Source organism: Stenotrophomonas sp. STEN225, from assembly GCF_056756445.1.
In genome coordinates this window covers 72,737-87,900 of sequence record NZ_JBRRBV010000013.1, presented here as the reverse complement: position 1 = coordinate 87,900, position 15,164 = coordinate 72,737, and the positions used below count along the sequence as shown (strand labels likewise).

Annotated in this window: 13 protein-coding genes; 1 reads left to right on the top strand and 12 read right to left on the bottom strand. The window is 67.2% G+C overall.

Annotated features, from left to right (window positions below; translation table 11 throughout):
• Positions 1 to 40: 40 nt before the first annotated feature.
• The 9 genes from ACVOJ1_RS13760 to ACVOJ1_RS13720 form a co-directional block, all read right to left on the bottom strand.
• Positions 41 to 1,258 carry a D-alanyl-D-alanine carboxypeptidase family protein gene (locus tag ACVOJ1_RS13760; protein WP_053519634.1) on the bottom strand — a complete coding sequence of 406 codons (1,218 nt, stop codon included), beginning with the start codon at positions 1,256 to 1,258 and terminating at the stop codon, positions 41 to 43.
• Positions 1,259 to 1,356: 98 nt separating this feature from the next.
• Complete coding sequence (locus ACVOJ1_RS13755; RefSeq protein ID WP_197600926.1) at positions 1,357 to 2,619, bottom strand: septal ring lytic transglycosylase RlpA family protein; 1,263 nt, start codon at positions 2,617 to 2,619, stop codon at positions 1,357 to 1,359.
• Positions 2,616 to 3,761, bottom strand: coding sequence for a lytic murein transglycosylase B (gene mltB, locus ACVOJ1_RS13750; RefSeq protein ID WP_197572549.1), 1,146 nt, complete (start codon positions 3,759 to 3,761; stop codon positions 2,616 to 2,618). Before mltB ends, ACVOJ1_RS13755 begins: the two co-directional genes overlap by 4 nt.
• A 236-nt stretch (positions 3,762 to 3,997) precedes the next feature.
• Positions 3,998 to 4,186, bottom strand: a complete 189-nt coding sequence (locus ACVOJ1_RS13745) for a hypothetical protein (RefSeq protein ID WP_197572726.1) — start codon at positions 4,184 to 4,186, stop codon at positions 3,998 to 4,000.
• Between the two features lie 105 nt (positions 4,187 to 4,291).
• Positions 4,292 to 5,404: a rod shape-determining protein RodA gene (rodA, locus tag ACVOJ1_RS13740; protein ID WP_053519637.1), complete on the bottom strand. Its 1,113-nt coding sequence runs from the start codon at positions 5,402 to 5,404 to the stop codon at positions 4,292 to 4,294.
• Entirely contained in the window at positions 5,401 to 7,479 is a 2,079-nt protein-coding gene (gene mrdA / locus ACVOJ1_RS13735) for a penicillin-binding protein 2 (protein ID WP_065175165.1), read from the bottom strand. The genes rodA and mrdA overlap by 4 nt, the downstream gene beginning before the upstream one ends.
• Positions 7,480 to 7,482: 3 nt before the next feature.
• Positions 7,483 to 7,968 (bottom strand): rod shape-determining protein MreD, encoded by a 486-nt coding sequence (mreD, locus tag ACVOJ1_RS13730; protein ID WP_053519639.1) that lies wholly within the window; start codon positions 7,966 to 7,968, stop codon positions 7,483 to 7,485.
• Positions 7,965 to 9,032 (bottom strand): rod shape-determining protein MreC, encoded by a 1,068-nt coding sequence (mreC, locus tag ACVOJ1_RS13725; protein WP_262218923.1) that lies wholly within the window; start codon positions 9,030 to 9,032, stop codon positions 7,965 to 7,967. Before mreC ends, mreD begins: the two co-directional genes overlap by 4 nt.
• A gap of 121 nt (positions 9,033 to 9,153) precedes the next feature.
• Complete coding sequence (locus ACVOJ1_RS13720) at positions 9,154 to 10,200, bottom strand: rod shape-determining protein (protein ID WP_005411077.1); 1,047 nt, start codon at positions 10,198 to 10,200, stop codon at positions 9,154 to 9,156.
• Positions 10,201 to 10,483: 283 nt separating this feature from the next.
• Here ACVOJ1_RS13720 and ACVOJ1_RS13715 point away from each other — a divergent pair, with 283 nt between their 5' ends.
• The gene (locus tag ACVOJ1_RS13715; RefSeq protein WP_053519641.1) at positions 10,484 to 11,422 is read left to right on the top strand and encodes a carbohydrate kinase family protein; all 939 of its coding nucleotides are present in this window, start codon (positions 10,484 to 10,486) and stop codon (positions 11,420 to 11,422) included.
• A 188-nt stretch (positions 11,423 to 11,610) separates the two neighbouring features.
• Here ACVOJ1_RS13715 and ACVOJ1_RS13710 read toward each other — a convergent pair whose 3' ends face one another.
• From ACVOJ1_RS13710 to ACVOJ1_RS13700, 3 genes are all read right to left on the bottom strand, one after another.
• Positions 11,611 to 12,231 carry an HAD family hydrolase gene (locus ACVOJ1_RS13710; RefSeq protein WP_346480551.1) on the bottom strand — a complete coding sequence of 207 codons (621 nt, stop codon included), beginning with the start codon at positions 12,229 to 12,231 and terminating at the stop codon, positions 11,611 to 11,613.
• Positions 12,231 to 12,962 (bottom strand): hypothetical protein, encoded by a 732-nt coding sequence (locus tag ACVOJ1_RS13705; RefSeq protein WP_193396468.1) that lies wholly within the window; start codon positions 12,960 to 12,962, stop codon positions 12,231 to 12,233. Before ACVOJ1_RS13705 ends, ACVOJ1_RS13710 begins: the two co-directional genes overlap by 1 nt.
• Before the next feature lie 92 nt (positions 12,963 to 13,054).
• Positions 13,055 to 14,983, bottom strand: coding sequence for a M1 family metallopeptidase (locus ACVOJ1_RS13700; RefSeq protein ID WP_193396467.1), 1,929 nt, complete (start codon positions 14,981 to 14,983; stop codon positions 13,055 to 13,057).
• Positions 14,984 to 15,164 lie beyond the last annotated feature (181 nt).

Sequence of the window (15,164 nt, the reverse complement as noted above, 5' to 3'; positions counted from 1 at the left end):
CCGGCCTTTTCCTTTTCATGTCAGCGCACGGCGCTGCGCATCATTCCGATTCCCACCACATCCAGAAGCTGTCCCACAGGCGCTTGAAGAAACCGGCCTGCTCGACGGCAGCCACCGCCACCAGCGGTGCTTCGGCCACCACCTTGCCATCCAGGCTCACCTTCACCGTGCCGATCTGCTGGCCGGCCGTGAACGGCGCTTCCAGGGTCTTGGGCACATCGATGCTCGGCTTCAGATCGTTGTAGCGGCCACGCGGCACGCTGACCAGCATCGGCTGCGCCACGCCCAGCTGCACCTTGTCACTGGTGCCCTTCCACACCTTGTGCTCGGCGACGGCCTTGCCCGGCTCATACAGGCGGTGCGTTTCGAAGAAGCGGAAGCCCCAGTTCAACAGCGCCAGGCTGTCATCGGCGCGCTGCTTCTCGGAGGCGCCGCCCAGCACCACCGCGATCAGGCGCTGGTCGCCGCGCTGCGCCGAACTCATCAGGCAGTAGCCCGCCTCGGAGGTGTGCCCGGTCTTGATGCCATCGACACTGCCGTCGCGCCACAACAGCAGGTTGCGGTTGGGCTGCTTGATGTTGCCGACCTGGAATTCCTTGATCTTGTTGTACGCGTAGGTTTCCGGGTAATCACGCACCATCGCCCGTCCCAGCAACGCCAGGTCATAGGCGGTGCTGTGGTGGCCCGCGGCGGTCAGGCCGTGGGCGTTGACGAAGTGCGAGTTCTTCATGCCGATCTTGGCGGCGTAGCTGTTCATCAGCGAGGCGAAGGCTTCCTCGCTGCCCGCCACGTGCTCGGCCAGGGCGATCGCGGCATCGTTGCCGGACTGGATGGCCATGCCCTTTTCCATGTCTTCCAGGCGCGCGGTCTGGTTCACCGGGAAGCCGCTGTAGCTGCCGTCGGTACCCGCACCGCCTTCGCGCCAGGCGCGCTCGCTCATCATCACCTGGTCATCCGCACGGACCTTGCCGTTCTTGACCTCAGCGGCGATCACGTAGGAGGTCATCACCTTGGTGATGCTGGCCGGCGCCAGCTGCTCGTGGATGTTCTCGCCCGCCAGCACCTGGCCGGTGGCGTAGTCCATCAGGATCCAGGCCTTGGACACACTCGGCACCGGGGCCGGTGGCGTGGCCACGGTGGCCGGAGCCGCAGCGGCGGCAGGTGCAGGTGCGGCCGGGGTCGGCAGCGGCGTCTGGGCAGAAGCCAGGCCCACCACCAGGGTGGCGGCCAGGGCGGTGGCGGCGGAACGGAAATTCATTGGACAGCGGGCTCCAGGGACGGCCGGGAATGGAGGGGGAACAGAATGGCCATTGTAGGCCGGGGGGGCCCGGGCCGGCAGCACCGACCCGGGCGGGATCAATCCTTGACGATCTGCGGCGATCCAAGGCCCAGACCGGCGATGCGGCCGACAAGTTCCGCGGCACTGGCATGGTCGCTGGCGGGTACGCGCAGACGGAAGAGCGTGCGGCCACCGGCGGCGATGTCGCTGATGGTCGCGCCGACGATGCCGGCCGCATTGAGCTGGCCCATCGCACGATTGGCATTGTCACGGTTGGAGAAGCTGGCCACCTGCACCATCACCGCACCCACCACCTGCTGCGACAGCGTGGGGCTGCTGGCCGGTGCCGCGGAAGCGCGCGGCGCCGTGGCGGCGACCCTCGCCGGCGCAGCGGCAGGTGCCGCAGTGCGGACGCCCACTGCACTCGGCGGCAGGCTGCTGACCGCCACGTCCGGCAACGTGCTGACCACCGCCTGCGTGGTGGCCGGCTGGCCCCGGGTCGGCGCCGCATCGGCAGGCAGGCGTTTGACCAGGCGGTCGATGTCGCTGTCGGCCGCCGGGCGCGTGGCGACAGTGCTCGCCATCGTCGTCGCCGCACCGGCAGCGGCGGCGGCTTCGGCCGCCCGGCGCTCGCGGCGCGACGGCTTCTGCGCCAGCAGATTGCCCTCACCCGGCTGCAGCGCGCGCACCTCCACATTGCCGGTTCCGCGCTGGGTGATGCCCAGGCGTACCGCAGCGGCATAGCTCAGATCGACCACGCGGCCATCGTGGAACGGGCCCCGGTCATTGACCCGCACGATCACCGACTCGCCGTTGTCCAGATTGGTCACGCGGGCGAAGCTGGGCAGCGGCAGCGTCTTGTGCGCAGCGGTGAACTGGTACATGTCGTAGACCTCCCGGTTCGAGGTCAGGCGGCCATGGAACTTGGCGCCGTAGTACGACGCCGTACCGCGCTCGACATAATCGCGGGTATCGTCGAGCACCTTGTACGACTTGCCCAGCACCACGTACGGCGATTTGTTGCCGATGGCCGAGCGTGTTTCAGCCGTCACTTCCGGCTCGGGAATGCAGGCCACGTTCGGAATGTAGGTCGGCGTGCTGTCTTTCACGCCCGGCCGGTACAGGCCGCCGGCGGTGTAGTTGCCCCGCGTGTTCGGGTCTTCCTTGGCCGCCGCATAGGGCGATCCCTCCGGACAATGCGCCGGGCGCGTGCCCCTGCCCTGCACCACCGTACCGGAAGGCGTTCCACCGTGGCCGGCGGTGGCCGGCTTCTTCGGCGCGCTGCTGCAGGCGGCCAGCGCGAGGACGATCAATCCAGGGACCAGCCATCTGATGTTCATGCCGGGGGCAGCTCCTGTCCGGCAATGGCCTGCGACAACTGGAACACGGCCATCGCATACATCTTCGAGAGGTTGTAGCGGGTGATCGCGTAGTAGTTCTGGAAGCCCAGCCAGTACTGCTTGCCGGCGCTGCCCTCGAGCGTAACCGGAGTGGCCGTCGCACCCGGCTGTACCGGTGCGGCAGGCTGATAGCCACGCTGGGCCAGATCGGCCAGCGACCAGGTCGGTGCCCACTCGGTCGGATTGAATTCCTCGCGCCCCGGAGCGAGTGTCGCCGGCACGGCCACCTGCCCGCCCCGGACCCAGCCTCCCTTCTTCACGAAGTAGTTGGCAATGGAGGAAAACACGTCGTCGTAGCTGTTGAACAGGTCACGGCGACCGTCGCCGTTGCCATCCACGGCATAGTCCAGGTAGCTGGACGGCATGAACTGGCCCATGCCCATCGCACCGGCATAGCTGCCCTTGAGCGTGGTGATGTCGAGTTTCTCCTCGCGGCCCAGTTCAAACAGCTTGGCCAGTTCATCACGGAAGAACAGCTCGCGGCGCACCTCGCGTTCCAGCTTCTCCGGATCGCCGCTGCGCGGGTAGTAGAAGGCCAGCGTGTACAGCGCATCGAGCACGCGGTGGTTGCCGGCATTCCTGCCATAGCTTGTCTCCACGCCGATGATCGCCACGATCACCTCGGCCGGAACACCGGTGCGCTGCTGCACGCGATCCAGCTCGGCGCGGTGTTCGGCGAGGAAGGCACGGCCCCCCTCGATGCGCGCCTTGCTGATGAACATCGGCCGGTATTCGTTCCAGGGTTTGACCCGTTCGGCAGGGCGCGACATCGCGGCGATGATCGGCTGGCGCACCTGCGCCTGGTCGAGCACGCGACGGATCTCGTCGGGCTGGAGTCCGTAACGCTTGGCGGTATCGGCGATGAAGGTGGCGCGCGCAGTCTCGAACGGAACCGGCGTGAGATCGACCGGCGGCGCGGTGGCGGCGGTGGCTTCCGGCGCGGCCTCGGCCGGTCCCTTGGGCTTGGTGGCCGGATGGCGCGGCGTACTGCTGGCCTGCGGTGAAGACGGTGGAGATGTCGGCTGGGTCGCGCAGGCGACCAGGCCGAGGGTAAGCATGCAGGCCAGAGTGCGTCGAATCATCGTCGCAGGTTAGCAGGTCATGGATGAATTAGAACCCCTAACACCATGAATCACAACGATTTGCTTGCAAGCAGTCGAAATTGTGAAAACGATGTGAGCGATCCATCGTATTCAGTTGAGAGGTTGCCGGTTGCGTCCCCATCCCCGCAGACGCAACCGGCGACCGGATCCGGTCGATACGCGCGCGGCTGCCGCTCCCCAGTGGCAGTACCCCCGCGCGCCCTGTATCCGTTGGATCAGTACTGCTTCCCGCCCGACGCCCCCTCGCGCTGCAACGATAGACGGCGCGCCGTGCCGAACGGGCCGCCATTGTGCAGGCCGATTGCGACAAGTCCATTGATCAAAATCAACGCAGCGTAAAAGTGTGAACTAGATAACGTTTTTTTAGGGCTTTGGTCAGCGGACCTGCTGTTGCGCGTCTTCATGGGAACGCTTCCATGAAGGGCGTTGCGCAAGCGTTGGACGGCCCCGGCCTTGCCCGAAACCGCAGAGGTGCAGCAACCCGCGTCGGCCGCGCGCTCCCGGAGGTGCTAGCCGTAGCCGCCGTGCACGGGATTGTGGCTGCGCACCGCCATCACCAGCCCGAAGCCGGCCAGCAGCGAGACGGCCGACGTACCGCCATAGCTGATCAACGGCATCGGTACGCCCACCACCGGCAACAGACCCGAGATCATTCCGCCATTGACCAGCACGTAGACGAAGAACGCCAGGCCGGTGGCACCGGCCAGCAGCCGCGAATAGGAGTCGCGCGACTGGCTGGCAATCCACAGGCAGCGCCCGATCACCACCAGGTACAGCGCCAGCACGACGGCCACGCCGATCCAGCCGAATTCCTCGCTCAACACCGAGAATGCAAAGTCGGTGGTCTGCTCGGGAATGAAGTTCAGGTGCGACTGCGAGCCTTCGCCCCAGCCCTTGCCGTCGAACCCGCCGGAACCGATCGCGATCTTCGACTGGATGATGTTCCAGCCCGCGCCCAGCGCATCCATTTCCGGGTCGAGGAACATCATGATGCGGTCCTTCTGGTAGGGCCGCAGCAGCCAGAACCAGGCCAGCGGCGCAACCGCGGCCACGCCGCCCACGCCCAGCCCCACCCACCACCATGGCAACCCGGCCAGCAGCAGCACGAACACGCCGCTGGCGGCGATCAGCACGCCCGTGCCGAAGTCCGGCTGCAGCATCACCAGACCGGTCGGCACGCCGATGATGACCAGCGACACCAGCACCGTATTGATGCGTGGTGGCAAGGGCACCCGGTGCAGGTACCAGGCCACCATCATCGGCAGGCTCACCTTCAGCAGTTCAGCCGGCTGCAGGTAGAAGAACTTCAGGTCCAGCCACTGCCGGCCGTATTTGCCGGTACCGAGCACGAACACCGCCAGCAACGGGATCATCGAGATCGCGTAGATCATCGGCGTCGCCGAACGGATGCGCAGGATCGGTACCCGCGAGATGGCCCACAGCGCAGCCATGCCCACGGCGAAGCGGGCGCCCTGCGCCATTACCAGGCTGTCGCCGCCTGCACTCTTCAGCGTGGCCAGGCCGATCATCATCAGCGCGCCCAGGGCAAGGCACAGCACCCAGTCCAGCGTGCTGAAGAAGCGCCGCAGCATGTCCCCGGCCCATCGCAGGAAGGCCTTCATCGCGTCGCCTCCGCAGCCGCCGGTGGACGCGGCGCGGCAGGCAGTGCCGGTGCCGGCGCAGCGGGTGTTCCCGGCTGCGGCTGGGGCTGCGGGACCGCAGCGCCGATCAGCACCGGATGCTCACCGACCTGTGCGGCGGCAGCATCCCCCGCCTGGCGGGCGCCCACGTCCTCGTTGTCGAAAGCGGTCGCACCGATGGCGGTGGTGCCGCGTTCACTGTCCAGCGGCTGGATGCCATCGGGCATCTTGCCCAGCAGCCAGGCATCGAACACCTTGCGTGCGATCGGCGCAGCTGCCGAGCCGCCGTAACCGCCGCCTTCCACCGCGATCGCCAATGCGATCACCGGCTGATCAGCCGGCGCGAAGCCAACGAACAGCGCACGGTGGCGCAGGTGCATCGGCAGGCTCTTGGGATTCACCGCTGCCGTGCCACGGCGGCTGACCACCTGCGCGGTGCCGGTCTTGCCGGCCATCACGTACGGCGCCCCGACCGCCACCCGCCAGCCGCTGCCGCCGGGCTGCATGGTCGCCATCATGCCTTCGCGCACGGCCTGCACGTTGTTCGGATTGGGGCTGACCGGCTTGCTGTCGCGTGCCGGCACCCCGGTCCACTCGCTGTCGAACCCTTCGCGCTGCTGGATGACCAGGTGCGGCGTGCGCAGCTGCCCGCTGGCCAGACCGCTGACGCCCCGCGCCAGCTGCAGCGGGGTGACCTTCCAGTCGCCCTGGCCGATGCTGATGTTGACCGTATCGCCGGGGTACCACGCTTCCTTGCGGGTCTTCCGCTTGTACGCCGGTGACGGCAGGATGCCGCCGATCTCGCCGGTCAGGTCGATGCCGGTCGGCTGGCCGAAACCGTAATAGTCCATGTAATGGTCGAAACGCTCGATGCCCAGGTCCAGCGCCAGCCGGTAGTAATAGGTATTGACCGAATTTGAGATCGACTTGCGCAGGTCGGTCCAGCCATGGCCGCCACGGTTGGCATCGCCCCAGCCGCGGCTGGTGCCGGGCAGGTAGAACATGCCGGTGGACAGGATCTTGTCTTCCGGGCGGCGCACACCGGCGTCCAGACCGGCCAGTGCGATCAGCGGCTTGAGCGTCGAGCCGGGGGCCACGCCGCCCAGTACAAGGCGGTTGAACTGCGGGCGCGATGGATTGTCGTTCAACGCTTTGAAATCGGCGTGGGAGATGCCGTTGACGAACAGGTTCGGGTCGTACGACGGCAGGCTGACCATCGCCAGGACCTCGCCCGTGCGCGGGTCCATCGCGACCGCCGAGCCTTCCTGGTCGCCGAAGGCGGCAACCATCGCCCGCTGCAGGTCGGCGTCGATCGACAGGCGCAGGTCGACACCGGACTGCGCGGCAACGCGCCCGATGGTGCGGATCGCACGGCCCTGCACGTTGGTCTCCACCTGCTCGTAACCGACCTTGCCGCGCAGCTGCTGCTCGTAATAACGCTCCAGGCCCGACTTGCCGATGTGGGTCAACGCGGCATTGCCCTCGCCAAGGATCTCCAGATCCTTGTCATCGACACGACCGACGTAGCCGATGATATGCGCGAACAGATCGCCGTACGGATAACGACGGGTCAGGTAGGGCTCCAGCTCGACACCCGGGAAGCGCCAGCGATCGACGGCGAAGCGTGCCATCTCATCGTCGGTCATGCGCAGCTTGAGCGTGACCGGCAGGAACTTCCGGCGCGCCTTGCGCGACTTGTTGAACGCCTCCAGCTCTTCCGGACTGATCTCGATGATCTTTGCCAGTCCTTCCAGCGTGGCATCCATGTCCTTGACCTTGTCCGGGGTCACGTCCAGGCGGAAAGCCGGCACGTTCTCGGCCAGCAGGCGGCCGTTGCGGTCGTAGATCATGCCGCGCCCCGGCACCACCGGCCGCGGCTTGATGCGGTTGGCTTCCGAACGGGTGGCGTAGATGTCGTGGTCCAGCACCTGCAGCTTGAAGTACCAGCCCCCCAGCCCGAGCAGGCAGACCAGCACCCCCAGGAAACCCAGCGCCGCACGACGGCGGAACTGCTCGGCTTCGGCGTGCGGGTTCTTGACCTGGCGGCGCGGAATCATGGCTCAACGCCCGCGTTTGCCGAAACGCACCGCGTCCAGCAGCACGAATACCAGCGGCCACAGGCCCATGCCCAGCAGCGGCGCCCACCAGTACGACCACGGCAGCGTCGGCTCATCCACCACGATGTGCACCAGCGCGCTGACGATGCGGTCGTTGAACAGCAGGCCACCAATGGCGAGCATCTGCTGGGACATCGGGAAGAAGCGGATGCGGGCGCGGAAGCGCTGCAGGATGAAGGCCAGCATCACCAGGCGCAGCGCTTGTTCACCCAGCACCCCGCCATACAGCAGGTCGGCGACAACGCCACTGGCGAATGCGATGCCGAGACCAACGCGCTCGGGCGTTTCGATCACCCAGTACGCCAGCACCAGCGCCAGCCAGTACGGGCGCAGCGGCTGCAGCAGGGCCGGCAACGGCAGCAGGCCCAGCAGCAGGGCCACCACCAGACTGGCCGGCAGCACCCAGGGATTGTCGCGCAGGCGGCTCATCGCTGGACCTCTGCGGCGGCGGCCGGTCCGGTTGCCGGCTGCGGATCCGGGGCGGTCGAAGACGCCGGAGTGACGGCCGGCGCCGACGGCTGCCCTGCGCGGGCGTCTGCCGGTGCTGCTGCCGGTGCTGCTGCCGGCGTTGCCGGGACTGGCACGGTTGCCGCATTGGCTGGCCCGCCTGGCGCGGTGTCCTCCAGCTGCAGGCGTACTTCCGGCGGGATGCGGATCGCTGCGCCCGGGCGCAGCAGCAGCACATCGCGGCCGCGGTCGAGCTGTGCGGCCGGCTTCAGCTCACCGACCAGGAAGGCATGGGTGTCATCCGGGCGCAGCGCGGTGATGGTGCCGACCGGGAAACCGGCCGGGAAACGGCCACCGAGACCGGAGGTGACGATCTCATCGCCCACTTCCACCCCGGCACTGAGCGGGATGTCGCGCAGTTCCAGCGTATCGCCGCGACCGTAGACGATCAGGCGGACACCGTTGCGGGCCACGGTCACCGGCACGGCATGGTCGGGGTCGGTCAGCAGCAGCACGGTAGAGGTGCCGCCGGTAACGCTGATCACCTGGCCCATCAGCCCACCGGCGTCGATCACCGCCTGGCCGACATGCACTCCCTCGCGGCTGCCTGCGTCGAGTACCAGACGCTGTTTCACCGGGTCCAGGTCGATATCGAGGATCGGCGCCAACTGCACGTCCAGTCCGCTGCGCTCGGCCACGTTCAACAGTTCGCGCAGCTGGGCATTGTCCAGCGCAGCGGTCTGCAGACGGGTCAGGCGGGCGTTGGCCAGCAGCAGCTGGTTGCGCAGCTCGCGGTTCTCGCTGACCAGCTGGCTGTGGCTGGCCGCGTTGTCCTTGACCTGGCTGCCCAGCTTGCCCGGCAGGCCTGCCAGGGCCCAGACCGGCTGCACCAGGGTGTTGGCCTGTTCACGCAGGCGCGCCAGCCAGCCGGCCTGGTCGTCGAGGACGATCAGGGTGATGGCCAGCGCGAGATAGGCCAGCAGCCGCAGCGGGCTGGCGGCATCACCGGATCGGGAAGCAACGGGAGGACCGGCGTAGGGCGGCACGGCAACGATTCAACTGGCAGAAGGCGGAGGGGAAACACGCGGACGCCCCGCCGGTGCCGGCCCGCCAACGCGACGGGCCGCACCCCGGAGGGGCGCTGCGGGCAGGAACGGCCGGGACGGCTTATTCCGGCGCAAAGAACTCGTTGCCGTGCATGTCGACCAGCTCCAGCGCACGACCACCGCCGCGGGCCACGCAGGTCAGCGGATCGTCGGCCACCTGCACGTGCAGGCCGGTCTCCTCGGAGATCAGGCGATCCAGGTCGCGCAGCAGGGCGCCACCACCGGTCAGCACGATGCCGCGCTCGGCGACGTCGGCGCACAGTTCTGGCGGCGTCTGCTCCAGGGCCAGCTTGACCGCGCTGACGATGCCCGACAGGGGTTCGTGCAGGGCTTCGAGCACTTCGTTGGAGCTGATCTTGATCATCTTCGGCACGCCCTCGGCGAGGTTGCGGCCGGAAATCTCCAGCTCCTGCACCTCCGCCTGCGGGTAGGCACAGCCCAGCTCCACCTTGATGCGCTCGGCCGTGGCTTCACCGATCAGCATGCCGTGGTTGCGGCGCACGTAGTTGGTGATCGACTCGTCGAAGCGGTCGCCACCGATGCGGACGGAGGCCGAATAGACGATGCCGTTGAGGGAGATGACCGCCACTTCGGTGGTGCCACCGCCGATATCGATGACCATCGAGCCACGGGCTTCGGTGACCGGCATGCCGGCGCCGATCGCAGCGGCCATCGGCTCTTCGATCAGGTACACGTCGCGGGCACCGGCTTCCTCGGCCGATTCCTTGATCGCACGACGCTCGACCTGGGTCGAGCCGGCCGGCACACAGACCAGCACGCGCGGACTCGGGCGCAGCACGCGGGACTTGTGCACCTTCTTGATGAAGTGCTTGAGCATCGCCTCGGTATAGGTGAAGTCGGCGATGACGCCATCCTTCATCGGGCGGATGGTGGTGATGTGGCCCGGGGTACGGCCCAGCATCTGCTTGGCCTCGGCACCGACGGCTGCCACCGAGCGGGTGCCACCGATGGCACGGTCCTGGCGCACGGCCACGACCGAAGGCTCATTCAGCACGATCCCCTGCCCGCGCACGTAGATGAGGGTGTTGGCCGTGCCCAGGTCGATGGACAGGTCATTGGAGAACATGCCACGGAGTTTCTTGAACATCTGAGGAAGGAGTCCTGAGGGGTGTCGTGCCCGCCGCGGGATGGCGAAAAAATGGGCAGAAATCGAGGCCGACAAGCCTAGCAACCCGCCTGCCGCCGAGCAAGGAAAAATCCAGCTGAACCCGCGTCTTCACAGGCTTTGGGCCTGATCCGGCATCACCCGCTTCTGGCCCTGAGCGGCACCAGCGGGTAACCTTTGCGCCGTCGGGCGCCCAAGGGCGCCGTTTGCTTGCCCGTCGAAGCGGGCAGGCCCACCCCAAAATTCACCGCATAGGCTTACATCGATGTCCGCTCTGATCTGTGGTTCTCTTGCCTTCGACACCATCATGGTGTTTCCGGACCAGTTCAAGAATCACATCCTGCCGGACAAGGTGCACATCCTGAACGTGTCGTTCCTGGTCCCGCGGATGCGCCGCGAGTTCGGCGGCTGCGCCGGCAACATCGCCTACAACCTGCATCTGCTGGGCGGCCACCCGATCCCGATGGGCACGGTCGGCTCGGACTTCGGCCCGTACCGCGAGTACTTCGATGGCCTGGGCATCGACCTGTCGCGCGTGCGCGTGATCGATGAGCTGTTCACCCCGCAGGCCTTCATCACCACCGACCACGACAACAACCAGATCACCGCCTTCCACCCGGGCGCGATGATGCGTTCCTACGAGAACCACGTGCGTGGCGTGCCGGGCGTGACCCTGGGCCTGGTCGGCCCGGACGGCCGCGAAGGCATGATCCAGAACGCGCTGGAGTTCCACGAGGACGGCATCCCGTTCATCTTCGACCCGGGCCAGGCCATGCCGCTGTTCAACGGACCGGAGCTGCGCCAGTTCATCGAGCAGGCCGACTACGTGGTGGTCAACGACTACGAGTCGAACCTGCTGCAGGAACGCACCGGCTGGGACGAGAAGGAAATCGTCAGCCGCGTGCAGGCCTACATCACCACCCGCGGCCCGAAGGGCGCGGTCATCCACACGCCGGACAAGAGCTACGACATCCCGCCGGCGCACGAGCGCCGTGTGGTCGATCCGACCGGCTGCGGCGATGCCTTCCGCGCCGGCCTGATCTACGGCATCCAGAAAGGCTACGACTGGCTGACCATCGGCCGCATGGGCAACCTGATGGGCGCACTGAAGGTCGAGCACCCGGGCACCCAGAACCAGCGCTTCACCTTCGATGAGTTCAACGAGCAGTTCAAGCAGCAGTTCGGTTACGCGCTGGGCGCGTAAACCGAACTGCCCGCGCATCTGCTCGGTGGGTGTCGACCTGGGTCGACACTGCCGGCCAGCGGCCGGCACCACCGGAACTTCCGACCGACACGTTGCCTGCTGTCTGTAGAGCCGAGCCCATGCTCGGCCTGCGCGCGCCAGCGCGATCTGACCGCAGAGCAGCCGAGCGTGGGCTCGGCTCTACACGGTCATGCGCCCTGCCACGCTGCCAACAGGGCGCGGCAATCGGCGAAGTGCCAATCCGCGCGGCCCGGCCACGGGTTGTCAGGCAGGTTGACCAGCACGGTGTGGGTGCCGGCGGCACGGCCGCAGTCCAGATCATAGGCGTGGTCACCCACCATCACCGCCTGCGCGGCGGCAACGCCCCAGCGCCGCAGGTGCTGCTGCAGGCCATCCGGCGAGGGCTTGGGCACCGCTTCTTCGCGGCCGATGATGTCGGCATCGTCGAACAGTTCCCCGACCCCGATCGCCTCCAGCGTCAGCTTCGCCAGCGCATGGTCGTTGCGGGTCAGGATGCCCAGCCGGCAGCCAGCCGCCGCCAGCGCGCGCAGCAGCTTCACCGCGCCCGGTGCCGGCAACGCCCCCTCGGCCAGCCCGCGCTCGTGGTCCAGCAACCACTCACGCTTGGCCTGCGCCGATGCGTCAGGCAGCGCCGCGATATGGTCGAGGATGTCTTCCTCGGCGGCGATCTCCAGTGCGCGGCGGATCGCGGCGAAATCATGCACGGCCACAGTCAGCGTGCCGTCCATGTCGAACACCCAGTGCCGGATCGCGGACAACGCGTGCACGGCGCTGCCCGCCGCAACGATCACTGCCACCACTGCGGCATGCGGCTGGCGTCGACGCCACCGGTTTCGAACACCGCCGTGCGGGTGCCGCCGGCCTTGACCGGGAACTCGATGCTGATCGACTTGCCCTTGCGCGCAAGCTTCCACAGCGCCTTCTGATCGGTGATGAACAGCGCAATCGCCTCATCGGTCTGCGGCCGCCAGGCGGCCATCGACACCGGCTTGCCGTCGTCCACGGTCACCTTCACCGTACACTGCGGGCAGCGGAAATCGCCGGCCTGCAGCACCAGGTAGGCGTGCCGCTTCCACTCCGGGTGATCGCGGAACACCAGCTGCACCGGCTTGGCGCCGCTGCCATCCACGTCCACCCGTTCCTTGCTGTAGATCTGCGCCGACACCTGGTTGCCCTTGTTGCCGACCGGTATCTGGTTGTACTGCCACAGCGCCTGCATGCGGCGCAGGTCGCGCGCGGCATCGCCCTTGGCCTTGACCTCTTCGAAGCCTGCGGCGATGCGCTCGGCGGCGGCCGTGTCCTTGTACTCATCCAGCAGCGCGGCGCCATGCAGTCGCGCGCGCTCCCAGTCCTGCGCGGCGACGGCCATGTCGTACTGCCTGGCCACGTCCTCGGCCTTGGCTTCCTTCTGCGCCTGAACGGCGGCCGCGGCGGCTTCCTGCGCCTTGCGCTCTTCTTCGGGATTGCTGCAGGCGGCCAGGGCCAGGGTGCAGGCGGTGAGCAGGATCAGTCGTTTCATGGCAGAGGTCCTTCGTGTTTTTCGCATGCTTGCAAAGTCGCGCATGGCTCGACTCTACAAAAAAAGCGCCGGGCAGTGCCCGGCGCTTGTTCTTACTTGGCTTCGGCCTTGGCCAGCATGTCCTGGACCGAGGCAGTGGTGATCGGATGGTAGCCCGGCTTGGCCTTCTCGAAGGCCTGCTTGGCCAGCTCCAGCCCCTTCGGCGTCTTCACCAGTTCGGCGTAGATCGGCAGGATCAGCTTGCGACGGCCGACACGCTCGATGAATGCCGCCGCGGCCTCATTGGCCGGCTCGTAGCCGCTGCGGATGGCCAGCGGATACCAGCGCATGGCGATCTCGCCATTCGGCGTGCCCGTGAAGTGGAAGGCCTTGTCCAGCGTGGCCAGCGTGTCCAGCGGCTGGGTCGTGCCCAGGCCGTCGATGAAGCGCACCCACTCCTGGGTGCTCCAGTCAGCGATGACCTGGCTGCTGGGCACGGTGCCTGCGCTGGTGAAGGCGATGCGCGCGGTATCGACGCTGCTGAAGTTGCGCGACTGCGCCTTGGCCGCGAACGCCGGGATGCCCGGCTCGTCCAGCCATGCCTTCAGTTCGGCTTCCGTCACTGCCGACGGGTTCTTCGGCAGCAGGTTCTTCTTCAGGTACTCGACGAACTGGTCGGTATTCGCGCTCTGGAAGGCGTGGTCATCGAACCAGCCGCGCAGGAACGGATCGAAGGTCTCGCGGCCGAAACGCTGTTCCAGGAACTCCAGGAACCAGGAACCCTTGACGTAGGCCACCTGGCTCAGGGCTTCATCGGGGTCACGCTCGTTCAGCGGCGGCAGCGCCAGCGCCTGGTCGGCGGGGCTCATGTCCTTCACTTCCGCCAGCAGGTCGGTCTGGTCGATCTGCCGCTCCATTTCGGCCATCTCCTTGCCGTACAGCGCTTCGGTGATGCGGCCCTGGACGTAGGTGGTGAAGCCCTCGTTGAGCCAGATGTCCTTCCAGCTGGCGTTGGTCACCAGGTTGCCCGACCAGCTGTGCGCCAGTTCGTGGGCGACCAGCGAGACCAGCGACTTGTCGCCGACGATCACGGTCGGGGTGGCGAAGGTCAGGCGCGGGTTCTCCATGCCGCCGAACGGGAACGACGGCGGCAGCACCAGCATGTCGTAACGGCCCCAGCGGTACTCGCCGTACAGCTTCTCGGCGGCACCAATCATCTTCTCGGTGTCCTCGAACTCCTTGGCCGCCTTGCCGACCATGGTCGGTTCGGCCCAGACGCCGGAGCGGCCGGAGATCGGCTCGAACACCAGATCGCCGGCGGCGATCGCCAGCAGGTAGGACGGGATCGGCTGCGGCATCTTGAAGGTGTAGTCACCATCACGCGCGGCCTTGGGGTCGTTGTCGGCGCTCATCAGCACCATGACGTCCGGGCGCGAGACCACGTGCGCGCTGTAGGTGAAGCGCACGCTCGGGGTGTCCTGCAGCGGCACCCAGGAACGGGCATGGATGGCCTGCGACTGGCTGAACATGAAGGGGAGCTTCTTGCCTTCGGTCATCGACGGCGCCAGCCACTGCAGGCCCGAGGCGGTCGGCGCGGTGTGGTAGGTCACCTCGACCTTGGACGGCTGCTGCGGGGCCTCGATGGTCAGCTTGCTGCCGAACACCTTGTCGGCCGCCGCCAGCTCGAACTTCAGCGGGCTGCGTGCGCCGTCGGCGGCAACGGCTTCGACCTTGGACACGGTCAGCTCGCGGGTGTCGAGCACCAGCTGCGTGGCGTCCTTCTGCTTCCACTCCAGGGTGTAGGTCGCGGTACCGCCGATCTGCTTCTGGTCGAAGTCCAGCTTCAGGTCCAGCGCGATGTCCTTGATGACGACCTTGTCCGGCTCGGCGTACGAGCTTTCGTCGTGGCTGCGGTTCTCGGCGTTCACGGGAGCGGCGGGGGCCTTTTCGGCAGTCGGGGCGGCGGCGGGCGCGGCCGCCTCCTGGGAGCAGCCAGCGGCCAGGGCCACGGCCAACGGAAGGAGCATCAGCGGATTGCGCATGAATCGGGACCGTTACGGGGAGCAAACCCCAATGGTACCTCCCTCCGGCCCCGCAGGCGTTGCGCGGTGCGGGGTAAGGCGGCCAAGGCCGATCCTGCGGCGGCGCCCTGGGTAGGTGCCAACCTTGGTTGGCACGGATCCATCAACGCATGTGGCAGGCCCGTGCCGACCAAGGTCGGCA